At 59.3% G+C, this 18,209-nt stretch carries 24 protein-coding genes, 31 tRNA genes and 1 pseudogene; 18 read left to right on the plus strand and 38 right to left on the minus strand.

The annotated features are described in order from the left end of the window. The first annotated feature begins 22 nt into the window (after positions 1 to 22). Positions 23 to 424: a hypothetical protein gene (locus tag J2R80_RS32100; protein WP_253639950.1), complete on the plus strand. Its 402-nt coding sequence runs from the start codon at positions 23 to 25 to the stop codon at positions 422 to 424. On the opposite strand, the gene J2R80_RS32105 is transcribed toward J2R80_RS32100, so the two are convergent. The 3 genes from J2R80_RS32105 to J2R80_RS32115 form a co-directional block, all read right to left on the minus strand. After that, positions 425 to 500, minus strand: a tRNA-Gln gene (locus tag J2R80_RS32105). A gap of 5 nt (positions 501 to 505) precedes the next feature. Continuing rightward, positions 506 to 582, minus strand: a tRNA-Glu gene (locus J2R80_RS32110). Between the two features lie 125 nt (positions 583 to 707). Beyond that, positions 708 to 781, minus strand: a tRNA-Gly gene (locus tag J2R80_RS32115). 14 nt (positions 782 to 795) lie between these two features. On the opposite strand from J2R80_RS32115, the gene J2R80_RS32120 reads away from it, so the two are divergent. Next, on the plus strand, positions 796 to 1,011 hold the full coding sequence (locus J2R80_RS32120) for a hypothetical protein (protein WP_253639951.1): 216 nt from the start codon (positions 796 to 798) through the stop codon (positions 1,009 to 1,011). Here the strand turns inward: J2R80_RS32120 and J2R80_RS32125 are convergent. Further along, a tRNA-Ser gene (locus J2R80_RS32125) sits at positions 1,012 to 1,098 on the minus strand. It abuts the gene before it with no gap. Positions 1,099 to 1,112: 14 nt separating this feature from the next. On the opposite strand from J2R80_RS32125, the gene J2R80_RS32130 reads away from it, so the two are divergent. Continuing rightward, positions 1,113 to 1,355 (plus strand): hypothetical protein, encoded by a 243-nt coding sequence (locus J2R80_RS32130; RefSeq protein ID WP_253639952.1) that lies wholly within the window; start codon positions 1,113 to 1,115, stop codon positions 1,353 to 1,355. 112 nt (positions 1,356 to 1,467) lie between these two features. On the opposite strand, the gene J2R80_RS32135 is transcribed toward J2R80_RS32130, so the two are convergent. Continuing rightward, a tRNA-Arg gene (locus J2R80_RS32135) sits at positions 1,468 to 1,544 on the minus strand. A gap of 156 nt (positions 1,545 to 1,700) precedes the next feature. Here J2R80_RS32135 and J2R80_RS32140 point away from each other — a divergent pair. Continuing rightward, on the plus strand, positions 1,701 to 2,177 hold the full coding sequence (locus J2R80_RS32140; RefSeq protein WP_253639953.1) for a hypothetical protein: 477 nt from the start codon (positions 1,701 to 1,703) through the stop codon (positions 2,175 to 2,177). A 3-nt stretch (positions 2,178 to 2,180) separates the two neighbouring features. On the opposite strand, the gene J2R80_RS32145 is transcribed toward J2R80_RS32140, so the two are convergent. After that, positions 2,181 to 2,255: transfer RNA gene (locus tag J2R80_RS32145), tRNA-Arg, on the minus strand. A 109-nt stretch (positions 2,256 to 2,364) separates the two neighbouring features. Here J2R80_RS32145 and J2R80_RS32150 point away from each other — a divergent pair. Further along, positions 2,365 to 2,703 (plus strand): hypothetical protein, encoded by a 339-nt coding sequence (locus J2R80_RS32150; RefSeq protein WP_253639954.1) that lies wholly within the window; start codon positions 2,365 to 2,367, stop codon positions 2,701 to 2,703. Here J2R80_RS32150 and J2R80_RS32155 read toward each other — a convergent pair. The 10 genes from J2R80_RS32155 to J2R80_RS32200 all read right to left on the minus strand — a co-directional run bounded on the left by J2R80_RS32155 (position 2,704) and on the right by J2R80_RS32200 (position 3,786). After that, positions 2,704 to 2,778: transfer RNA gene (locus J2R80_RS32155), tRNA-Cys, on the minus strand. A gap of 4 nt (positions 2,779 to 2,782) precedes the next feature. Further along, positions 2,783 to 2,860 (minus strand) — tRNA-Gln (locus tag J2R80_RS32160). Positions 2,861 to 2,866: 6 nt separating this feature from the next. Then, positions 2,867 to 2,945: transfer RNA gene (locus tag J2R80_RS32165), tRNA-Pro, on the minus strand. Positions 2,946 to 2,950: 5 nt separating this feature from the next. Continuing rightward, positions 2,951 to 3,027, minus strand: a tRNA-Arg gene (locus tag J2R80_RS32170). 195 nt (positions 3,028 to 3,222) lie between these two features. Next, a tRNA-Glu gene (locus J2R80_RS32175) sits at positions 3,223 to 3,297 on the minus strand. Between the two features lie 7 nt (positions 3,298 to 3,304). After that, positions 3,305 to 3,378: transfer RNA gene (locus J2R80_RS32180), tRNA-Asn, on the minus strand. Positions 3,379 to 3,385: 7 nt separating this feature from the next. Beyond that, positions 3,386 to 3,461 (minus strand) — tRNA-Ala (locus J2R80_RS32185). Between the two features lie 54 nt (positions 3,462 to 3,515). After that, positions 3,516 to 3,590: transfer RNA gene (locus J2R80_RS32190), tRNA-Phe, on the minus strand. Between the two features lie 32 nt (positions 3,591 to 3,622). Next, positions 3,623 to 3,696 (minus strand) — tRNA-Gly (locus J2R80_RS32195). A gap of 5 nt (positions 3,697 to 3,701) precedes the next feature. Continuing rightward, positions 3,702 to 3,786 (minus strand) — tRNA-Tyr (locus J2R80_RS32200). A gap of 172 nt (positions 3,787 to 3,958) precedes the next feature. Here J2R80_RS32200 and J2R80_RS32205 point away from each other — a divergent pair. From J2R80_RS32205 to J2R80_RS32215, 3 genes and pseudogenes are all read left to right on the plus strand, one after another. Next, entirely contained in the window at positions 3,959 to 5,152 is a 1,194-nt protein-coding gene (locus tag J2R80_RS32205; protein ID WP_253639955.1) for an AIPR family protein, read from the plus strand. Beyond that, positions 5,040 to 5,755, plus strand: a pseudogene (locus J2R80_RS32210) (IS5 family transposase). The gene J2R80_RS32205 and the pseudogene J2R80_RS32210 overlap by 113 nt, the downstream one beginning before the upstream one ends. Further along, positions 5,730 to 6,560: an AIPR family protein gene (locus tag J2R80_RS32215; protein ID WP_256528077.1), complete on the plus strand. Its 831-nt coding sequence runs from the start codon at positions 5,730 to 5,732 to the stop codon at positions 6,558 to 6,560. The pseudogene J2R80_RS32210 and the gene J2R80_RS32215 overlap by 26 nt, the downstream one beginning before the upstream one ends. A gap of 30 nt (positions 6,561 to 6,590) precedes the next feature. Here J2R80_RS32215 and J2R80_RS32220 read toward each other — a convergent pair. From J2R80_RS32220 to J2R80_RS32250, 7 genes are all read right to left on the minus strand, one after another. Then, positions 6,591 to 6,667: transfer RNA gene (locus tag J2R80_RS32220), tRNA-Met, on the minus strand. A gap of 116 nt (positions 6,668 to 6,783) precedes the next feature. After that, a tRNA-Ser gene (locus J2R80_RS32225) sits at positions 6,784 to 6,871 on the minus strand. 4 nt (positions 6,872 to 6,875) lie between these two features. Continuing rightward, a tRNA-Arg gene (locus J2R80_RS32230) sits at positions 6,876 to 6,953 on the minus strand. Between the two features lie 173 nt (positions 6,954 to 7,126). Continuing rightward, a complete protein-coding gene (locus tag J2R80_RS32235; RefSeq protein WP_253639956.1) occupies positions 7,127 to 8,071 on the minus strand; it encodes an STM4504/CBY_0614 family protein in 945 nt (314 codons plus the stop codon). 350 nt (positions 8,072 to 8,421) lie between these two features. Beyond that, positions 8,422 to 8,958 (minus strand): HNH endonuclease, encoded by a 537-nt coding sequence (locus J2R80_RS32240; protein ID WP_253639957.1) that lies wholly within the window; start codon positions 8,956 to 8,958, stop codon positions 8,422 to 8,424. Positions 8,959 to 9,022: 64 nt separating this feature from the next. After that, positions 9,023 to 9,097: transfer RNA gene (locus tag J2R80_RS32245), tRNA-Ile, on the minus strand. Between the two features lie 4 nt (positions 9,098 to 9,101). Continuing rightward, a tRNA-Pro gene (locus tag J2R80_RS32250) sits at positions 9,102 to 9,178 on the minus strand. Positions 9,179 to 9,270: 92 nt separating this feature from the next. On the opposite strand from J2R80_RS32250, the gene J2R80_RS32255 reads away from it, so the two are divergent. After that, on the plus strand, positions 9,271 to 9,489 hold the full coding sequence (locus J2R80_RS32255) for a hypothetical protein (protein ID WP_253639958.1): 219 nt from the start codon (positions 9,271 to 9,273) through the stop codon (positions 9,487 to 9,489). A 6-nt stretch (positions 9,490 to 9,495) separates the two neighbouring features. Here the strand turns inward: J2R80_RS32255 and J2R80_RS32260 are convergent. Beyond that, positions 9,496 to 9,569: transfer RNA gene (locus tag J2R80_RS32260), tRNA-Asp, on the minus strand. Between the two features lie 106 nt (positions 9,570 to 9,675). Here J2R80_RS32260 and J2R80_RS32265 point away from each other — a divergent pair. After that, positions 9,676 to 10,107, plus strand: a complete 432-nt coding sequence (locus J2R80_RS32265; RefSeq protein ID WP_253639959.1) for a hypothetical protein — start codon at positions 9,676 to 9,678, stop codon at positions 10,105 to 10,107. A gap of 98 nt (positions 10,108 to 10,205) precedes the next feature. On the opposite strand, the gene J2R80_RS32270 is transcribed toward J2R80_RS32265, so the two are convergent. The 6 genes from J2R80_RS32270 to J2R80_RS32295 form a co-directional block, all read right to left on the minus strand. Then, positions 10,206 to 10,658, minus strand: a complete 453-nt coding sequence (locus J2R80_RS32270) for a hypothetical protein (protein ID WP_253639960.1) — start codon at positions 10,656 to 10,658, stop codon at positions 10,206 to 10,208. A 156-nt stretch (positions 10,659 to 10,814) separates the two neighbouring features. Then, positions 10,815 to 10,905, minus strand: a tRNA-Lys gene (locus J2R80_RS32275). After that, on the minus strand, positions 10,890 to 11,081 hold the full coding sequence (locus J2R80_RS32280; RefSeq protein ID WP_253639961.1) for a hypothetical protein: 192 nt from the start codon (positions 11,079 to 11,081) through the stop codon (positions 10,890 to 10,892). The genes J2R80_RS32275 and J2R80_RS32280 overlap by 16 nt, the downstream gene beginning before the upstream one ends. An 18-nt stretch (positions 11,082 to 11,099) precedes the next feature. Further along, positions 11,100 to 11,174 (minus strand) — tRNA-Ile (locus J2R80_RS32285). 31 nt (positions 11,175 to 11,205) lie between these two features. After that, positions 11,206 to 11,280, minus strand: a tRNA-Val gene (locus tag J2R80_RS32290). Positions 11,281 to 11,284: 4 nt separating this feature from the next. After that, positions 11,285 to 11,359: transfer RNA gene (locus J2R80_RS32295), tRNA-Val, on the minus strand. A gap of 117 nt (positions 11,360 to 11,476) precedes the next feature. Here J2R80_RS32295 and J2R80_RS32300 point away from each other — a divergent pair. Next, entirely contained in the window at positions 11,477 to 11,779 is a 303-nt protein-coding gene (locus J2R80_RS32300) for a hypothetical protein (protein WP_253639962.1), read from the plus strand. Here the strand turns inward: J2R80_RS32300 and J2R80_RS32305 are convergent. The 6 genes from J2R80_RS32305 to J2R80_RS32330 all read right to left on the minus strand — a co-directional run bounded on the left by J2R80_RS32305 (position 11,780) and on the right by J2R80_RS32330 (position 12,538). Then, positions 11,780 to 11,858: transfer RNA gene (locus J2R80_RS32305), tRNA-Leu, on the minus strand. It lies immediately after the preceding gene. Positions 11,859 to 11,866: 8 nt separating this feature from the next. After that, positions 11,867 to 11,950, minus strand: a tRNA-Leu gene (locus J2R80_RS32310). A gap of 5 nt (positions 11,951 to 11,955) precedes the next feature. After that, positions 11,956 to 12,031 (minus strand) — tRNA-Thr (locus J2R80_RS32315). A gap of 4 nt (positions 12,032 to 12,035) precedes the next feature. After that, positions 12,036 to 12,110: transfer RNA gene (locus tag J2R80_RS32320), tRNA-Thr, on the minus strand. Between the two features lie 5 nt (positions 12,111 to 12,115). Further along, a tRNA-Thr gene (locus tag J2R80_RS32325) sits at positions 12,116 to 12,190 on the minus strand. Between the two features lie 153 nt (positions 12,191 to 12,343). After that, complete coding sequence (locus J2R80_RS32330) at positions 12,344 to 12,538, minus strand: hypothetical protein (protein WP_253639963.1); 195 nt, start codon at positions 12,536 to 12,538, stop codon at positions 12,344 to 12,346. A 1,244-nt stretch (positions 12,539 to 13,782) separates the two neighbouring features. On the opposite strand from J2R80_RS32330, the gene J2R80_RS32335 reads away from it, so the two are divergent. Genes J2R80_RS32335 through J2R80_RS32365 form a run of 7 tightly spaced genes read left to right on the plus strand, consistent with a single transcriptional unit; the run spans position 13,783 to position 17,076 of the window. After that, complete coding sequence (locus J2R80_RS32335) at positions 13,783 to 14,229, plus strand: hypothetical protein (protein WP_253639964.1); 447 nt, start codon at positions 13,783 to 13,785, stop codon at positions 14,227 to 14,229. Continuing rightward, positions 14,226 to 14,690 (plus strand): hypothetical protein, encoded by a 465-nt coding sequence (locus J2R80_RS32340; RefSeq protein ID WP_253639965.1) that lies wholly within the window; start codon positions 14,226 to 14,228, stop codon positions 14,688 to 14,690. Before J2R80_RS32335 ends, J2R80_RS32340 begins: the two co-directional genes overlap by 4 nt. After that, entirely contained in the window at positions 14,687 to 14,950 is a 264-nt protein-coding gene (locus J2R80_RS32345) for a hypothetical protein (protein WP_253639966.1), read from the plus strand. The genes J2R80_RS32340 and J2R80_RS32345 overlap by 4 nt, the downstream gene beginning before the upstream one ends. Continuing rightward, entirely contained in the window at positions 14,950 to 15,615 is a 666-nt protein-coding gene (locus J2R80_RS32350) for an SOS response-associated peptidase (protein ID WP_253639967.1), read from the plus strand. Before J2R80_RS32345 ends, J2R80_RS32350 begins: the two co-directional genes overlap by 1 nt. Before the next feature lie 17 nt (positions 15,616 to 15,632). Then, a complete protein-coding gene (locus J2R80_RS32355) occupies positions 15,633 to 16,031 on the plus strand; it encodes a hypothetical protein (RefSeq protein ID WP_253639968.1) in 399 nt (132 codons plus the stop codon). 12 nt (positions 16,032 to 16,043) lie between these two features. Further along, a complete protein-coding gene (locus J2R80_RS32360) occupies positions 16,044 to 16,433 on the plus strand; it encodes a hypothetical protein (RefSeq protein WP_253639969.1) in 390 nt (129 codons plus the stop codon). A gap of 40 nt (positions 16,434 to 16,473) precedes the next feature. Further along, entirely contained in the window at positions 16,474 to 17,076 is a 603-nt protein-coding gene (locus tag J2R80_RS32365; protein WP_253639970.1) for an RNA ligase family protein, read from the plus strand. Positions 17,077 to 17,100: 24 nt separating this feature from the next. Here J2R80_RS32365 and J2R80_RS32370 read toward each other — a convergent pair whose 3' ends face one another. After that, positions 17,101 to 17,802: a hypothetical protein gene (locus J2R80_RS32370; protein ID WP_253639971.1), complete on the minus strand. Its 702-nt coding sequence runs from the start codon at positions 17,800 to 17,802 to the stop codon at positions 17,101 to 17,103. A 101-nt stretch (positions 17,803 to 17,903) separates the two neighbouring features. Further along, positions 17,904 to 18,038, minus strand: a complete 135-nt coding sequence (locus J2R80_RS43330) for a hypothetical protein (protein WP_256527886.1) — start codon at positions 18,036 to 18,038, stop codon at positions 17,904 to 17,906. Between the last annotated feature and the right edge of the window lie 171 nt (positions 18,039 to 18,209).

Here is an 18,209-nt window from a genome sequence, read left to right on the forward strand (position 1 = left end):
TCCGATAGACAAAGACCGCCAATTGACCGACCTGCTCGCAACTGCGGAAGCCTTCCGTGTCGCAATGATCGAGAGCGGTGCCGTGAACAGCGTTGGTCATGATCGATATTTCGATCAACTTCGCGCTTTGGAGCGCGCGCTTCAGCCGCTCAACTATCTCATTCCCCCGGATGACGTGAAGCCGGCCGTGGAATCAGACATCGCGATCGCTGTCACTATGCTTTGCCCGCGGCGAGACTGCTCCATCAAGATCAGGCGTGGCGAAGAAACCTGCATGGGGTGGCCCGGGCCCACCTATGACAGGGACGGCAAGCGAACCGACCGCGGCGATCCGAACCGAGTCCAATTCGCTGCAAGGTGTGAGCGATGTGAGAAGGCATGGTCCGTGCGCACTAGATACGAACAGATCGAGGATGTCCGATGATGGCAGGCGCGACAGGACTCGAACCTGTGGATGTCGGAATCAAAATCCGATGCCTTACCAACTTGGCTACGCGCCCATGATTGGTCCTGCCAACGGGAGTCGAACCCGCGATGTCCAGCGTTGAAAGCGCCGTACCCTTTCCACCAGGCGATGGCAGGCCGTTTGCCGCCCACAATTTCCGCGGGTAGGATGCCGATCGCCGGAACGTTGTTACCGCGGCGGCCGGCACTCGAGTGGAGGGCCCCCGGGGAGATTTCAGTCTCCTCGGGGTTTCCTTGGTGATTGGTGCGGGCTGCCGGACTCGAACCGACTTAGCCTGGGTGGAAACCAGGTGATCAGCCTATGACCCAAACCCGCGTAAGGAGTATGAAATGGACGAGAACTCTCAGCTGATGTCCCTGCTCGAAGACAAAGCAAGGTCCCTGCGAGACGGCCACCTGACCATCCTGCGCTTCACGACAAACTGGCGGGTTGGTTTCGGTACGCCCACCGATCGCTACGACATCGGCAAGGCCGCCGAGGGACCGACATTCGCGGCGGCGGCGCGCAACGCATTAGCCAATCCCGAGCAGCACTGCCTCTATTAGTGGCGGAGAGGACAGGGATCGAACCTGCGCGTCCCGAAGGACTCGGCGCCTTAGCAAAGCGCTGCCTTACCGCTCGGCCACCTCTCCAATTGGAAACGATCATGGAAATCCTGCACAGATCCCTTGCTGACCCCGTCGCCGGAAGGATCACGGCGGACGGATACGTTGAGGGTCCAGCCAGCGAAGTGTCGGCCCAGGCGAGCTACACCTTCGAGGCCGACATTGATGGTCGCTGGCACCGCTGGACCGGGCAGCGCCCTGAGATCGTCGGCGATCGCGCGCGCTTCTGGCTGCGCGACGGAACACCGATCGGAAGCACCGAGCTCCGCAGATCTCCGGATTGACCGCCGGCCTCGCCTGTCCCTAATTGCGCGCGCGCCCCGAGGGAGGGTCTGTCGCAGTCGCTCGGGACGCACGCCCGCTCTTGGCCGCACCAGGAGCGGGCATTTTCATGCATGGCGATCGCCGCCGGACTCGAACCGGCAACCTCCGCGGTAGGAACGCGGCGCTCTGTCCAGTTGAGCTAGGCGACCGTTGATGCAGGCCTGCCGAGCAGCTACGATCCGAGCTTTCCAAACGGGGTCTTTTGCGTGTGGCAGTGGCGTAGGAAAGCGGCGGGGTGGGCTCCCATCATCGGTTGGTTCTCCGTACTCATCGGCCCGTCCGCAGCCGAACTGTTGAAGCGGTGGATGGAGCGAAACGGGTACTTCGATCATCCGGACCAAGGGGTTGCGTGGCTCGTCTCCGTAGTGGCCGGCCTAGCCCAGTCGCACTGGTTCTATCCACTCCTCGCGTTCCTGTTTGGTCTGTCGATCGGTCTTTGGGCCGATCGGGTCCTGCGCCGGCTGGCGAATGAGCAAGGTGGCGAACTCACAAACCTAGGGCGCTCGCTGCGCGGCATGGCAGAGAGCGTGCGGCAAAGCCAAGGTGGCTTCAGAAGCACCTGGCCCGAGAATGTCGAGCACCTTCGCGGACCTCTCGAATCCTATTTTCTCACGCTGAAAAGCGATTGGAAGATCGCGCCGCTGCCGGCCTCGGTCTTCGAACTGAACCATGGGGCGCAGATCCTGATCGAATACCTTGATCATGTTGGCTCGCACCTGATGGGGCGGCAGTTGAAGGCCGCGCAGAACAAGGCTCGCAATTTGGCGGCAGAGATCGGCTGATCGTGGCGAGCGCACGAGGACTCGAACCTCGATTCCGGGCTTAGAAGGCCCGCGCCTATCCCGTTGACGGATACGCCCTTTTCGTCGGCATGCAAAAGATCTGAAAAATAATCCTCGGTTTTGGCGTTTGAGTGCGCGTATGCCATATCAGCGCTTCTTCATAGTCGGCGGACCGGCCCGTGAACGCTTGAAGCGCTTCATCGCCGAGACCGGAAAGCGACTCCACTCGGAAAAGATGCTGTTTCGCAGGGCCGGGTTTGTAGCCCGCCGCTACGGTGAACCGATCTCGGCCTGTCCGACGAACCTCGGCGGGTTTCCCAACGTGCATTGGCTCGAGGGATATGCCGGCAAGATCGCACCGAGCCGTGACGTCATCGACGGCGCCTTCAACATGACGCCGGCGGAGCACGTTGTAGCCTTCACCGACTGGACATATTCGCTTGGCCTGCCGGCAGAGATGGCAGCAAAACTGGTTGCTGGCGTTCGGTCGGGATATCGCACTGATGTTCTACCGATCGTGCAATGATGGAAGCCCCGGCCGGTGCTACCCCGGCTCATAGCGGTTTTGCAGACCGCCGCGTTCCTGTTTCGCCACGGGGCCAAATTGGCAGGGGATGACGGATTTGAACCGCCGATACCGCGTTCAGAGCGCGGCGCTTTGGGCCAGGCTAAGCTAATCCCCGTCAACATGGTCAGCGCGGGTGGATTCGAACCACCGATCCCCTGCTTCCAAGGCAGGTAGGGACGGCCAGGCTCCCCTACACGCTGATAACTGGCCTTCCGGACAGGACTCGAATCTGCATACCTTCGCGTTCGTAGCGCGCTGCTCCACCAGTTGAGCTACCGGAAGATGATTTCTCGCCTCGCCGAGGTTTCCCCTCGACTTCTCGTCTCGATGCGCGCGGCGCGCTTCGCCTCAGACCGGCCGATCGCTCCGGTCCGCCTCGAGATCACGTCCAGCGCTGCGCAGATCCGCGCGCGACCGAAGAAGATGCCGGCACTGACCGACTCTCCACCGTGTCGCCTCCTCGCACCCGCTTCGGATTGGCGCAGCCAACGGGACTCGAACCCGTGTCGACCGGTTGAGAACCGGGCATCCTGACCACTAGACGATGGCTGCTTGGAAATGGCTCCCCGATCAGGACTCGAACCTGAATGAACCGGTTAACAGCCGGGTCGCTTGCCATTAGCGGATCGGGAAATGACGATGGTGGAGACGCGGGGACTCGAACCCCGGACCGACTGCTTGCAAAACAGCTGCTCTCGCCGCTGAGCTACGTCCCCAATTGCTTTACAAAACCGCCGTTTCGCTTGTCGGAAACGGCGTTTCCCTTGTCATGGTGCCCGGAAATGGAATCGAACCACTGACGCGCACGCCTTCAACGTGCCGCTCTACCGCTGAGCTATCCGGGCAATTTGCGAGTTTGCGCAAATGCGCAAGTTGATGGTGCGGGCACCGGGAGTCGAACCCGGGCTGTGAGAGTGGCACTCTCACCGACTACCGTAATCATTTACCCGCGAATTTGGTGGGTAACCCTGGAATCGAACCAGGAAGGCGCATAGGCGCAGGCGTTACAGGCCCGCTCAGTCCCCAGACTTGGCGTTACCCAGAGTGTGCTTACGTCGGGCAGGACTCATGCCGGCTCTCCCCCACCCAAAGGCCCCGAACGATGCTCCGTGATCCGGGCCGCTAGCCCAAGGGCTGGCGATAACCGACAGTTTATGTTTACGATCACCGGAGGTTACCCCTCTCAACCGGCAGACCCAGCGCTAAGGCAAACATGAAGATCGACTCATTCAAGAATGAACTGCGGAGCGCCCTCCAAACAATTTGCGCTGAGAATAAATGGAGCTTCGACAACGTTAAACAACGCGGGATGGCTTTTGAAAATTGGTGCTTCAATTTGCTGAGCGAGCGCTATCCCGCGGCCGATAACGATCCCTCCTTGTGCATCATCCGAGGAGATGACGCTGGGATCGACATCTTTTTTGAAAGCAAGGAAACGGACGAGATCTATATCGTCCAGTGCAAGCATCCCAGAATTGCTGGCTCCGATCCAATCCCGGAAGGAGACGTGAAGTCGTTTTTTTCAAACTATAAGCTATTGAGCGACCGCACGTATCTAGCCCAGCGAAAGACCACCAACCCGAAGTTGGAGGAGCTAGCTAATGAGTTCGAGTATTGGCTCAAGCAGCGCTACCTGATTCACTTCATCTTTATAAGCTCCGGAGAGTCGTCAGACAAAACCGACGCACTGATCGACAAATTCACGAAGGACAACCAAAATCAAAACGTCAAGTTCGACGTTTTGGACATCTCAGGGCTGAGGGATGAATTTGTTTCGGTAAAAAGCATCGAGGAGAAATATCCCGATACAATTAGTCTGACCCTAGCTGAAAATCATTTCATGCAACCAGACGGCACACTACGCAATCTCACCTTTGCGATCCGCGGCAACGCTCTCAAGCAGATCGCCATGGATCACAAAGATAGTCTTTTCAATTGGAATATCAGACGTTTCTTAGGGCGCAAGGGTGAGGTCAACACTGGCCTCAACAAGACGCTTACCGATGAGCCACAAAATTTCTACTATTTCAATAATGGCATATCCGCGCTTTGCGAAGACTTCGAGTTCAATCCCAAGACAGGAAAACTGGTCATTCAGAAGTTGCAGATCGTGAACGGAGCGCAGACGGTTGGCGCGCTCAAGCACGCAATAGTCGATAAATTGAAAGACACTCTAGGTGGTGTGGACTCTAAGGATTCCCTTTTGAGAGCAAATCAGATTCAAGGCTTCTTTTTGGGAGGCGGCCTTGGGTGTGATGGAGCGTTTGGTGTTGAGCGACGCGGCCTGGGAGCGCATGGCGCCGCTGATCATAGGCCGGCCCGATCAGAAGGGCTCGACCGGGCGGGACAACCGGATGTTTGTGGAAGGTGTGCTTTGGATCGTGCGTACGGGCTCTCCTTGGCGTGATCTTCCGGAGGCTTTTGGAGATTGGAACAGCGTGTTCCGGCGGTTCAGTCGATGGAGCCGCAAGGGTGTCTGGTGCCGCATCTTCGAGGCGATGTCCGAGGATCCGGACTTCGAATATCTGATCGTCGATTCCACCATTGTCCGGGCGCATCAGCACGCCGCCGGGGCGAAAAAAGGGGGTCTGAAGATCAAGCGATCGGGCGCTCGCGCGGCGGCCTGAGCACGAAGATACATATGGCCGTACGCGGCTTGGGATGCCCCGTGCGGTTCACGCTCACCGCGGGCCAGAAGGGCGATGCACCACAAGCCGCTGCATTAATCGAGGGGCTGCCCGCCGAGGTCGTCATCGCCGATACGGCTTATGACGCCGATCGTTTGCGCCAAGACATCGCCGCCAAAAAGGCGCTCGCCGTCATCCCCAACAACCCCTCGCGAGCCCTCAAATATCCGCTCGACAAACATCTCTATGCCCAGCGCCATCTCGTGGAATGCTGCTTCAGCAAGCTCAAGCAGTTCCGACGCGTCGCAACCCGCTTCGAAAAGACCGCCCGGAATTACCGGGCCGTCGTCACTCTCGCTGCCATCGTCCTATGGCTGCGATAAGTGTCCACACCACCTAGTTCTTGTAAAACTTACGGCCGTAAAGCATGCGACCCGAGAGAAGGGTATAGCGGCTTCCTTAATCAAGACCAATAATACGCAAAATACCCTTCGGGTGCCGGACTTTCGCTCAAACGATCCGATACAACTTTGGCTTGAATCTAAGTTCAAAGCGACAAAGCCACGCGGAGACATGGCTCAGATCGCATACGGCAGAAAGCGTCCCTACCCTCGCGCCAACTCGACAACGTCGGTCCTCAAACTACAAGACCTCGGCAAAATAAGATATGCTTGGTATCACGACCCACGCATTCCGATTTCAGATCCAGCAAAGCTGTTTCAATTGCCGGAAGAGAACGGGCTGTACGGCTACTCTTTCGGAGTAGATGGAGACATCACCGAAATGTGGTCGGAGCAGCAATTCAAGGAGACCCTCTTGGCCATACACGCGTATGACAAGATAGTCGCTGAACTGGAGAAGCTTCAAAAGTCTAACGAGGACCTCAAGCAAGTGAGCCGTCTGAAATATTACGGCCTGAAGCTATTCAAATTCTACGTCGACCAGATGCTCCCATCGACACTCGACGTAACAATGGAGGACCTCTTCGCGTTTGGCGGAAAGTTCAACTCTTTTTTCGACAGAGCAAATCGAATCATTGGACTAACACTTTCGCAATCATACAAAGAAATTCTGACTCGCGAGGAAGGAACAGCCTTTTCACTTCCGCGCGACGCAAAGGTTTGGGAACTGGTGAAGCGGAAATTCGACGACAATCTCGCAGTGTTTCGACTTGCGCAACAGCAGTGACTCTGGCCTCGGCCCCTAACGGCGGCAGATTGGTTGCGGGGGCACGATTTGAACGTGCGGCCTTCAGGTTATGAGCCTGACGAGCTACCGGGCTGCTCCACCCCGCGATAATCGTGCAAAGGGTACAAACTCCTTTGCGGCGCAGACGTACATCCGGCCTGGCGCGATCGTTTGGCATCGTTAGCCCGACGACTAAATTTCGTTCATGGCCGAACTGAGTCATTGGCGGGCAGCCGAGGAATCGAACCCCCATCGCTTTCGCGAGCCGCGGTTTTCAAGACCGCTGTCAGACCATTCCGACTAGACTGCCCAATGTGGCTTCCCCTGCTGGACTCGAACCAGCGGCCTCGGCATTCGGACGGCCGCGCTCTGACTCCGCTGAGCTAAGGGGAAAAACTAATGATCCCGTCTGCGCGTCCCCCTATCGCCTGTAGTGGGGACGTCTTTTTTGGAGGCACGAGAGTAAGTACGCACCCTAGTTGCCAAACTCTCTCAAGATGCGGTCGCGGTCCTGCTCGTGGAGGGCGAGTTTCCTCACGGTTGCTACGCATGTGGTGAGCGAGGCGTCAGGGCAGCTTCTGCTCAGCCTCAGCCAGAAAAAGGATGGTCGAGGCCGTTAGATGAAGGACGTAAGCCACCAGTTCTTTCGGAATTTGAGCCGAGGGGGCAGCACCCGCCCCGTGGCCACCTAACCGATTTCTCGCGGTTGGCACGCCCGATTCCAACACGCTACGGAGGCCGTTGAAGTGCGTTTGCCAGAAGCTGGGTATGAGGCCATTGTCGTAGCAGGCCCTGATGAGTTCACTTGCAGTGGCATTGGCACTAATTGCCCATCCTCGCTTCGCGCACATAATTTTCATCGTGCTTTCGAAAGCCTTGTTACAATTTAGCAGAGCCTCGGCATGTTTACCGTGCCGGTAGCTCTCATGCGCATCCAAGAACTCTTTCTGGGCATTTGCGTAACGAGCATTCCGCAAGAGTTGTAGCGCAGGCTTCACGATCTCTGTGTGCGTTAGCTGATTGTCGATGCGGATGATTTTTCCGTCAGCATACTCGTAACCGACAGCATTCTCCTTGAACCGAGCGTTCAGCTCAGAAATTGCATCATCGGCGATTTCTTCAGCGTTGCGACGATTCAGATAATTCCATTGACGAGTGTAGTTCTCGATGACGGTGGCGGTGATCTCAATTACGTCCAGGACGCGCTCGACGTTCGCTTCCGTCAAGAAGAACTCGCACAGCTCTCCGAAGGCGTTGCGGCTATCATAAGGGGTGCGGTTGTTCTTTGTGAGAGTAAAGACTTGATACTCACGACGCAGTATCTCGACAATATCCTGATAGGTAGATCGGATCTTGTCTTCGATACTGACTGCCGGATTGCCAATCGCATCGGTCCAGATGTGGATGATCTGGACGCGAAGGCCTTCAGGTACCTTGTCGTAAGTGTACACTTCGGCGGGAACGCCTCGTTCGGCCTTTCGCCTTTTCGAGAACAGGTTGAAGATTGCCATCTCGGCCTCCGGGAACGACGGGATTTATACCCGACAGAGTTCCTTGCAAGAAGGTTGATGACGTCAGAACGGCTCCCGCGAGGGTTGCTAGACGGCCTTTTCCCAAGATTTCTTCATGCCCCTGCCCGTCCTTGCCGGCTCCTCGCTTACCGTTGTCCTTCGCGGGAGCGGATGCCAGCGGCTTGGGCATTCATGGCGGTCGGTCCAGCTTTTAAAAGCCTCGTCTGCAAACTGCCACCACATCGCGCATTCAGGGAACGGGCACCGCCCAATGTCCGCGTCGCCGCGGCCGCTGCAGGAAATCAGAATCTACGCACCGCCGGCGGTGATCGCAATCGCCGCCGGCTGGCTTATTTCTCGAGCTCGACATCCCAGTACAGGTAGTCCTGCCAGGACTCGTGCAGGAAGTTCGGCGGGAAGAGCCGCTGCGCCGCCAGCAGGTCATGCTGGCTGGGCTCGAACGGCGCCCTCAGCGGCTTCCAGATCTGCCGATCCTTGAGCATGTTGCACGGGCTGCATGCCGCAACGATGTTTGTCCATTCGGTCTTGCCGCCGAGCGCCCGCGGCACGACGTGGTCGAACGTGAGCTCGCCGCGGAGGTGCTGCTCGCCGCAATACTGGCAGCGGAAGCGATCGCGGAGAAAGACGTTAAACCGCGTGAAGGCGACTCGAGCCGGCGGCCGGACATAGTCGCGCAGCGCGATGACCGACGGCAGCCGCATAGTCGTCGACGGACTCCGGATGACTTGATCGTACTCCGCGACGACGACGTGAGATCCCCGCACCACTGCCTTGACGGAGTCTTCCCAACCGAACAGCGACAGCGGAAAGTAACTTAAGGGTTGGAAGTCGGCGTTGAGAACCAGCGCCGGACTTGCGGCAAACATCGTCGACCCCCTTTGATTGCGTTGCGGTTTCTTGCTTCAAAGAAGAAGCGAGGATGATTTACCGTGGTAGGCGCAGCCGGATTCGAACCGACGACCGAGCCGTTATGAGCGGCTGGCTCTACCGCTGAGCTAGACGCCCGAATTGGTCGGCGTGGCAGGATTTGAACCTGCGGCCCCCTGCTCCCGAAGCAGATGCGCTACCAGGCTGCGCCACACGCCGGAAATTGCTAATTTGAGGACAGTAAGGAGTACCCAATGTCTAATAAGCCCTCGAACGACTGCCCATCCCCGGCATGTAAGGGGAAAAGCTACATGCAGAGACCGCTGAGCCCTGATTTCTGGAAGACAATGTCGGCAGCTGAGCAGCGACGGATCTACTCGACAGGAGACACTCTCACCGGCATCGGCAGCGAGGCGATGCATTGTCACCACTGCGGGTCCGTCTATCTGAGGTCGACGAAGGAATGCAGGATCGTCGGCAGGATCGATGAAGACGACGACGGCGGTGAACAAAAATGGACACCGGTCTAGCCAAACTGGCGCCCCTGACGAGGATCGAACTCGCCTTCCCGCATCGACAGTGCGGTCCCTTCCCAGATGGGTACAGGGGCAGTCAGCTGCGACACTTGGTCCACGCCGTCAGAATAGAAGCAATTTTGGGATCGCGGTACGCTACCTGGCGTTGCAAGGCTGTCCAATCAGAACGTGGAGGCCCAAATGCGTATTTTCATTCTTCTTGTGACCTTGTTAGCGATCGCGCCTGCACTAGCCGCCGACATGCCCAATACGAAGCGACCACGCGGCGTCCTGAACTGCACTCCGGCTGATGGGGTATATTTGTGCAGGGCAGATTTTCATTTGTCGTGCGACAAAGGAAAAGTAATACCCTTCCCGGTACCCGGCAAGGCGATCGACAATACCGACTACTTCATTCCCGACGTAGGCGATTTGATTCCTGGCACCGCAGATTGCGTGACGCAGGAAGTGAAAGGCACCGGGTACATCGATCTCCTGGATGCAAATCGGCGGCATCTCAAGATCCACTATGGTTGTGAGGCGACATATACTGATGACGCGTTTGCCTATGGGTACTGCAGCGTGCAGTCTTACGACGTAATGCGGAGACGCGAGTCCTCGCCGAGAATGTAGATCGATTCATGGTGGGCCGGCAGGAATCGAACCAGCATGGTTTCCCGTCGGCCCCTCAGACTAATGCGTCTACCGTTTCGCCACGGCCGCCAGCCGCTTCACTTCCGCAATTTACAAGGATTGCCTTTCTGGCTGCACTCGTAGATCGCTTGCGAATAACCGGTGAACGAGGCAATAGCGCCCCCAAATCCGATTACTGCGCCCGTAATAAATACGGTGAAGATCGTCGATAGCCGTTTGTCCGCCAAGATCTTCAATCGCTCTTCTGGCTTATCGCCGGTGATGATCCGGTTTATCGCTTCTTCAGAATTGCTCCAGACGATTATCAGCGCGATACCCGCGCTCAGCAAACCGAACGTACCAGTCCCCAGCGCGAGAAGGGATGAGGAATCCGTGCCCTTGTCCTTCATAAACGCAACAGCGGTGGCCAACACGCCGATGTTTGCGAGCGCAACCGTGTTGGCCACGCGGTACTTGAGTTCAGCCCATGCCTGCACAAGTTTGAGCTCATATTCTCGTAGCTTCATCGTGTCTTCTTGCGAACTATCCACCTAACCGCCCTCCTTCGATTCTCCCCCTCTGGTTGTACCAGCTTTTCCGCCTCGCGCGCATGCCTCGCGCAAGTGACAGAGGACTTGCTCGGACTCGAACCGACGATGGCTTGCGCCGACGGATTAAGAATCCGCGCTGGGGGCACAGGTCCGTGATGGTGGACCGGGCGGGACTCAAACCCCCGATGTGGCCGTGAGGCCAGCCGGATTAAAAGTCCGGGCCGTTCGTCGCTACGGTAACCGGTCCATCGTATCGATGGGTGCGGCGGCCAGCCGCTCCGGTTTGGTGTGACGCTCTACGATCGCGTCGGCCTTTGCCTTCGCGCGCGCCAGCGCCGCCTGGCTCTCGATCGAGAGGAGGTGCACGCCCGGCGGCAGGATCGCCGACGGCACGCGCTGCATCAGCGTCGTCAGAACAACCATGATCGTCCTCCTCGTTGTTGGTGCACGCTGCTGGAATCGAACCAACTGCCACTCGCTTATCAGGCGAGGCCCTCACCGGTCGGACTAACGTGCGTGATCGAAGTTGTGCAAAAGTTGCACGAGTTGGTGCGTCCGGACCGGATTGAACGGCCGACATTCGCCATGTCATAGCGATGCTCTCCCACTGAGCTACGGACGCGAATTGGTGCGCGCCGACGGGATCGAACCGCCGACATCCTGTGTGTAGGACAGGCGCTCTACCGCTGAGCTAGGCGCGCGTGACTTCCGCTTTTTCCTGCCTCGGGACGCTTTCCCATAGAGGCCGAAAATAAAGCTGCTCGACCCTTTCCGGTTTGGCCTCGCGGGCGCGATTACCCAGTAGGAGGACCAAAACCATGATCGACGATGACGATTTCGAAGAGCGCTTCGAGGAATTCTGCGAGCTCACCGATGATCAGGTCGACGCCGTGCTCGAGCGCGAGATGGCCGAGTACGTCAGATGGTGGAACACGCTGACCGCGATCCAGCAATACCGGATCAGCCGGCGGACAGCGGTCGAAGGTTGCCTGACCTGGCGCAAGACGATCCGTGCCGGCTTCGACAGCGAGTTCTTCTTGGAGCAGCTGCGCAGCCGACAGAAGCGGCTGCTCAAGCTGCGGATCGAACTCGCGACCGGCGTCTATCCGGGCTCAGCGTGATGGTGCCCCGAGCAGGATTCGAACCTGCAAGGAAGACTGTTTTGAGCAGCCGGCGTCTACCGAATTCCGCCACCGGGGCAGTTGTAATGGTGCGGACGGAGGGGATCGAACCCACACTCCGAAGAACCGGTTCCTGAGACCGGCGCGTCTACCAAGTTCCGCCACGTCCGCATTGATGGTGCTGTCACCAGGGCTCGAACCTGGCGCCTCGACCCTACCAAGATCGCGCTCTACCCGATGAGCTATGACAGCGAAGTGGTGCCCGCAGCAGGGCTTGAGTCTGCGCGCGTCCGCCTACAATGCGGCTGCTCTCCATCTGAGCTATGCGGGCTGACCTGGTGCCGGCGGCCAGATTTGAACTGGCGACCTTCGCGTTACGAGTGCGCTGCGCTGCCACTGCGCCACGCCGGCAAACATTCACAAACGACCGGGACGAGCCCGGCCAAATAGAAAACCTTCGCTGCCTGAAACCACCGTTTGCCGCCCCACTGAAGGAGACCGGTACCGGTCAGCGAAATCGCCTTATGTCCTTGCGGGGGCGATCGTCCCGTATTCCGAAATCAGTCATGCAGCCGTGCGCTCGCCGCGGCGATGCGGCTGAGCTCGGTTGATGTAATCGAGATAGATATTGCGGGCCTCGGCCTCGGTCACACCGCGGCGGGCCACAACGGTCCGCACGAAGGCGAGCGCTACCGGCGAGGAGAAGATCCTCTGCTTGGCGCGGTTCTCGAGTCCTGTGGTGGTGTTGGTGCGGGCCATCTGCCCTCTCCGCCTGGTGTGGCGGAGGGTGGATTCCCGCCGCCTGTTACGCTCTTGCTATCGTGGATGTCCCGAGATTTTCGGGGCGCATATAGCTCGGACCTTGTTCCGTCACGGACAGGCACGACCAATCGCTCCGCCGAATAAACGGCAGCGCGGCGGCGGCTTTCGCGACGATATGTGAGCGTAGGCTCAACACGGTTTCGGTCCTCAGAGCAGGCAAATCATTTTGCCGGCGGTTTCGATGGGGCAGCGGTATGCACAGAGTTTCTGGAATCCGTCAAGCCCCTCTTCCTCACAACTGCTGGGCGTGCTGCTCGTTCCGCCTTCTCGAACGCGGATTAGGAGCAACTGCTAACTCGCTCAGGACATGGGCGATTTAACCAACTGGACGGGTGCGACATCGGCCGCGAGATCACGATCAAAAAAATCTTGAGAGCCTTCCGGTTTACTCGGCGTCTGGCACAAGGAAGTACCCAGACGAACCCTTTCGAAGGGTGAAGAGAAACGATGGCCTGTGTCTCCAAAACCGTACGGGCCACCAATAATCGAGCGTCACAACTACCCTCGCGTTGTCGAGAGTCGATTGGACCATGCAGCTTCTGGTCGCAGTTTGGTTCGGCCAGAGTAACGTGACCGGCGTGTCCAAATTAATGTGAATATTCGAAAGGCTCCCTGCTCCCGAAGTCCCGTCGAAATTGCACGAGAAGCGTAAATCGAAGACCGGAACGTGTCCTTGGTTGACGATCGCCAATTGCGTCCCAAAGCTATTTTGTGGATCCAGGACCACGCTCGGCAGCACGCGTATCTGCGCCGTGACGAGCAGCACAAATGCACCAACCGCTGATAGAGCGCTCGCAACCTTCCCAAGAGCGACGAGACGTCTTCCCCAAGGGAATAGCCGTCGATATAGGGCGCGCCATCGTCCTCTCGCGACCTTGCCGTCGCTTAATTCCAATTCCGCTTTGGGCGGTGGTGTTGGTTGCTGCTGTGACGGTTGGATCGCAGCATTCGCCGCGGCTGGTTTTGTCCTGGGCCTCTTGCTCTTTCCCATGGTCGTGATGCTACTGCCGGGCGATGCCAATGCCATAAAACAACCACGGCTTATATCGGATTCGACGAGTATCTGCCTGTTTAGTCCCTCGAAATCGCCCCTGTCTTGACCAAACCGTTGGCCTGCGGGCCTCGACACCCACAAGCCCTAGCGACTTCACTCACCTCGGATTCGGCGCAATCATGCCGGGATGGCCCCAAAACATCATCCCACGCCACTGTCCGGAGGTGACCGGAAGGCGCTGACCAAAGAATTGGCGCGTGCCCGCGCCATGACGACGGTCTTTGCCCGCCGATCGGAGGAAAAGCGCGCCGAGGGCGAGGCCCTGATCCGGGAAGCCGATGATCTACTCTGCCAGAGCTGGAACGAGAAGATGTGGGCTGATGGCGGCCCGGTCGATCCGTCGCCCTCGATCGATCAGGCCCTCAATGCCGGTTATCCGTGGCTCGAGATCCGATGCTCGAGGTGCAAGACGCCGCGCGCGGTCGACCTGGCCGCGCTGCGCCACGTCCCGTCGACCATGGTGCACGATCTCGCGGGGCGACTGCGCTGTGTGAAGTGCAGCGGCGCCGGCAGGCGGCCGGCGGCCGAGCTCGTTCAACTCTGGCAGCGGCGGCCTATCGGAGACGCAACATGACCGAGTTGACACGCCGTCCCTCCGCCGACCCTCACCGCGAGGGCTGGGACGTCTTTTATGGCGACGTCAACGTCGGCTGGATCGGTCAGCGCGCCGGCGTTCCAGCCGACGCGGATCAATGGGGCTGGACCTGCGGCTTCTATCCTGGTTGCGACCCGGGGCAGCAAAGCAGCGGCCCGGCGGCATCATTCGAGGATGCGCGCGCGGCATTCGAGATCGCATGGGGACGGTTGCTACCGACGCGCACCGAGGCCGACTTCGAGGCTTGGCGCCATCAGCGCGATTGGACCGAGCGAAAATATGCGATGTGGGAGCGCGGCGAAAAGCTGTCTGCTCAACAGCCATCTTCGCTGATGCGCTGTCCCTGCGGTGCGGCCTTTGATAGCCAGCAGCCAGACGAGAGTTACGCGCACCGCGGGCACATCTACGCTGCCCAGAAGAATGATGGAATTTGCCGATGAGGATGAAGGGCGATCGCCCCTACTCCGACCCCGAGAAAGCGGCGCGCCGGATCATGGAGCACGCGCGAGCGTTTGAGCCGATCCAGGACGGCAGGATCTACATCGAGAAGATCAACTATCCGATGATCGACCAGGATAAGGCGACACCGGCTGAATATTGGGCCGGCTTGCAGTACGCCAGGGACCAGGGCTGGCTCGAGTACCACGAAAGCGGAACGTTCGTGAGGATGCTCCAGCCTGGGAAGGATCTGTTCGCCTGATGTGCAACCTTTACTCGATAACGACCAACCAGGCGGCGATCGCTGACCTTTTCCGGCTCGTCAACCGATACGTCGGCAACCTGCCGGCGATGCCAAGCGTCTTCCCCGATTACCCGGCCCCCGTCGTGCGCGACAGTGGCGCCGGCCGCGAGCTGGTGCTGATGCGCTGGGGCATGCCGTCACCGCCGCAGTACGGCGGGCCGCCGGTGACTAACATCCGCAACGTCAAGTCACCGCACTGGAAGCGATGGCTGAAGCCGGAGAGCCGCTGCCTGGTGCCGTTCAACAGCTTCTCGGAGTACGCGCCGGAGCCGAACCCGGCGACCGGCAAGAAGGACGTCGTCTGGTTCGCGCTCGACGACGATCGGCCGCTGACCGCCTTCGCTGGGATCTGGACCGAGTATGCCGGCGATCGTGGCACCAAGGCCAAGCCAGTGGCGGGGCCGCACCTGGTCTACGGCTTTCTGACCACCGAGCCGAACGGCGTCGTGGCGCCGATCCACCCTAAGGCGATGCCGGTGATCCTGACTACCGATGAGGAGCGTGATGTCTGGATGCGCGCTCCTTGGGACGAGGCGAAGGCGCTGCAGCGGCCGTTGCCCGATGTTGCGCTGACGATCGTGGCCCGTGGAACCTCGAAGGAAGACCCCGCGGCGGCTGCCTGAGCGCCCGAGATTCGACAATGGCCACGCCGGCACGTATCTTGAACTGGGGCTTTGGCGTGGAGTTGCGTATGCGTCGAACCGGCTGGGTTCCCTCGATCGTCCCCTCGACCGATCATACCGTCTACTTGGTCGCCGACGACTTCGGCCGGATCGGCCGGGCCTGGCGCGAAGCCGACCTCGATGCGACCGACCTCGAGACCGTCATTCAGGACCTGATGGCCGGCGAATATTCCGACCCGCTTCGGGTCATCGGCTTCAACACCGCCGAGCGCTGGTCCGAGGACGTCTCTGAGGATGTCGCCCGCGAAATCCAGCGCCGCTGCGACCTGCAGCAGACCGAGGTGCCGGCACAGCTGCAGGGCTTCGTCGATCGACACATCGGCGACCGGCGGCAGCTCAGCCTTAGGCTCGTATAAGAGGAAGCGCCAATGCCGACCGAGAAGCTCGTGTCTGATTTCAAGATCACACTCAGCCCTGACGGCGCGATCGTCAAGCTATCGGCGACGCAGGATGGAAGCTCGACAACGCTGAACTTTCCCCCCGATGTCGTCGGCGCGCTCGTGGTCGGGCTGCTGGGCGCAGCCGCGGTCCGCGCCACGGCTCCTCCGCCCATCAAAACCGGCGAAATGCCGCCGGACCCATATGTTATGGCAGGCGGCGTTGGCCTCAGCGATGTTCCCGACAGGCCCGACGCGTTTGCCTTCACCTTCGGCTTCGGACAGACGCTGCTGTCGATCGGACTTGATCGCAAGGCGCTCGGGCCACTCGGCAAGGGCATGATGGCAGCAAGCGCCGACCACGGCGCGAAACCCTCCTAGCTGATTCGCAAAACCCGCTCCGGATACCTATCTTCCGGGCATGCCAAAACCCCTGTTTCAGCCATGCGTGCCGGTCGCCGCCAAGGCCGTGCCGACCGGGCCGGACTGGCTTCACGAGGTCAAATATGACGGCTACCGCGGTCGCGTGGAGCGCGACGGCAAGGTGGTGCGCGTCAGCTCAAGGTCGGGCCTGGACTGGACATGGCGCTTCCCGTGGATCGTCGAAAGCGCCATGCAGCTGAAGGCGCAGCGGTTCGCGATCGACGGCGAAATCTGCGTGCTCGACGTCCGTGGGATCTCCGACTTCGACGCCCTGCATTCCAACCGCCACAACGAGGACGCCCAGCTCTACGCCTTCGACCTTGTCGCGCTCGACGGCGACGACCTGCGCGAGCTGCCGCTGTTCGAGCGCAAAGGCCGGCTTGCCAAGCTACTGGCGCGCCGGCCGCAGGGCATCTTCGTTGCGCCCTATGAGGCTGGCGAGATCGGTCCGGACCTGTTCCGCGCGGCCTGCGACATGGGCCTCGAGGGCCTCGTCTCTAAGCACCGGGAGCGACGCTACCGGCCGAAGACCTGCGACTGGGTCAAGGTGAAGAACCGGAAGCACCCCGCGATGTACCGGGTGAAGGACGCACTCTCCTGAGGACCTGCGGGTAGTGCGTCAGGGCTAAGATCGGCTAGCCGATTTCGCAGCCAAATAATCATCGATCATTCGTTTTGCTTGCGGGTCCTTCCCCAGCTGCGCAAACAGGACGCTACATAGCTCTGCTACGCATTGTCCCCGATTGACGCCGGGCTCCGGGGTGCTTTCTGCGAAAATCCATCGTGTGGCTGTGTACAGAATTAGTTCTTCCTTTTCCTCCAGTAGGGCATCCAGTTGAGCAATATCAACGATGCCCAGCCTTTTAAGGTCATTGCACAGTCCATATGCGAGAGTAGAGCCGTTGTTGAGTTCTACATGGCCTTGTTTGGCAATCTTGGAATCGAGCCTATTGGGCCTACTACCGGTCCGGAGGTAAGACGCCAGAGAATCGACTGTTATTGCTATGGGCAGTGGTCGTGTTGCGGGGATGCTTTCCAACACGTCGCCGCCCGCTTGTTTGTAAAGCGCGGCGGGCGCGCCAATCAGCCTAACGAAAAATATCACCATCCATGTGATAGCGAAGGCGATAGCTCCGGACAGCAACGCATCTGCGACAATACTCCCGGTCACGGAATTGCCAGACCCGGTAGCAACAACTTGAATGATAATGACGGTGGCGGGGACACCAAATAGCCACGCCCAGTCGTTTGCAAAGGCGACTGTTCCTTTGGCGGCATAAGCCGCGCAGCGACGCCAAAAAATGAGGGTGTCTCGCATGTCGCTCAATTTAGACGCAAGTTCCCGTCTGGTGCGAGTCCTAGCACGAGCGCCCAGGGCATTAACCAAGGACTTTTTTCGGGGTCAGCTTTCAAACTGACCCACTGCCTTCAGCCGCCGCCTGAATGCGCGATGAGTGAGCCGACGAAATAGGCAAGCGCGAGCAGGCTGCCGGCGACGAGCAATATCATCGCGGCCGGAAATAGGGAGCGTCGCTGCGGCGTGGAAATCACGATGTCGGTCATGCAACCAGATGTAGTACCGGCCGAAATCGGATCATATCCGGGCTGATACGGATAGGCCCTAGAAACGCAAAAAAGCCCGGCCATCCCCATCGGGACAGCCGGGCAAGGTGGCGTTTGGGTAGTTGGGTGGGTTGCCGCGGATTGCTCCGCGACAACCCTTCGTTACCGTCG

Source organism: Bradyrhizobium sp. USDA 4541, assembly GCF_024171085.1.
Taxonomy (GTDB): domain Bacteria; phylum Pseudomonadota; class Alphaproteobacteria; order Rhizobiales; family Xanthobacteraceae; genus Bradyrhizobium; species Bradyrhizobium australafricanum.

Excerpts from the sequence above, each read along its gene's own strand:
- J2R80_RS32345 (WP_253639966.1), top strand. The coding sequence starts at position 14,687 with ATGAGGATGAAGGGCGATCGCCCCTACTCCGACCCCGAGAAAGCGGCG.
- J2R80_RS32360 (WP_253639969.1), top strand. The coding sequence starts at position 16,044 with ATGCCGACCGAGAAGCTCGTGTCTGATTTCAAGATCACACTCAGCCCT.
- J2R80_RS32335 (WP_253639964.1), top strand. The coding sequence starts at position 13,783 with ATGGCCCCAAAACATCATCCCACGCCACTGTCCGGAGGTGACCGGAAG.
- J2R80_RS32350 (WP_253639967.1), top strand. The coding sequence starts at position 14,950 with ATGTGCAACCTTTACTCGATAACGACCAACCAGGCGGCGATCGCTGAC.
- J2R80_RS32355 (WP_253639968.1), top strand. The coding sequence starts at position 15,633 with ATGGCCACGCCGGCACGTATCTTGAACTGGGGCTTTGGCGTGGAGTTG.
- J2R80_RS32340 (WP_253639965.1), top strand. The coding sequence starts at position 14,226 with ATGACCGAGTTGACACGCCGTCCCTCCGCCGACCCTCACCGCGAGGGC.
- J2R80_RS32205 (WP_253639955.1), top strand. The coding sequence starts at position 3,959 with ATGAAGATCGACTCATTCAAGAATGAACTGCGGAGCGCCCTCCAAACA.
- J2R80_RS32265 (WP_253639959.1), top strand. The coding sequence starts at position 9,676 with ATGCGTATTTTCATTCTTCTTGTGACCTTGTTAGCGATCGCGCCTGCA.
- J2R80_RS32140 (WP_253639953.1), top strand. The coding sequence starts at position 1,701 with ATGGAGCGAAACGGGTACTTCGATCATCCGGACCAAGGGGTTGCGTGG.
- J2R80_RS32235 (WP_253639956.1), bottom strand. The coding sequence starts at position 8,071 with ATGGCAATCTTCAACCTGTTCTCGAAAAGGCGAAAGGCCGAACGAGGC.
- J2R80_RS32240 (WP_253639957.1), bottom strand. The coding sequence starts at position 8,958 with ATGTTTGCCGCAAGTCCGGCGCTGGTTCTCAACGCCGACTTCCAACCC.
- J2R80_RS32255 (WP_253639958.1), top strand. The coding sequence starts at position 9,271 with ATGCAGAGACCGCTGAGCCCTGATTTCTGGAAGACAATGTCGGCAGCT.
- J2R80_RS32280 (WP_253639961.1), bottom strand. The coding sequence starts at position 11,081 with ATGGTTGTTCTGACGACGCTGATGCAGCGCGTGCCGTCGGCGATCCTG.
- J2R80_RS32130 (WP_253639952.1), top strand. The coding sequence starts at position 1,113 with ATGGAAATCCTGCACAGATCCCTTGCTGACCCCGTCGCCGGAAGGATC.
- J2R80_RS32300 (WP_253639962.1), top strand. The coding sequence starts at position 11,477 with ATGATCGACGATGACGATTTCGAAGAGCGCTTCGAGGAATTCTGCGAG.
- J2R80_RS32330 (WP_253639963.1), bottom strand. The coding sequence starts at position 12,538 with ATGGCCCGCACCAACACCACCACAGGACTCGAGAACCGCGCCAAGCAG.
- J2R80_RS32120 (WP_253639951.1), top strand. The coding sequence starts at position 796 with ATGGACGAGAACTCTCAGCTGATGTCCCTGCTCGAAGACAAAGCAAGG.
- J2R80_RS32365 (WP_253639970.1), top strand. The coding sequence starts at position 16,474 with ATGCCAAAACCCCTGTTTCAGCCATGCGTGCCGGTCGCCGCCAAGGCC.
- J2R80_RS43330 (WP_256527886.1), bottom strand. The coding sequence starts at position 18,038 with ATGACCGACATCGTGATTTCCACGCCGCAGCGACGCTCCCTATTTCCG.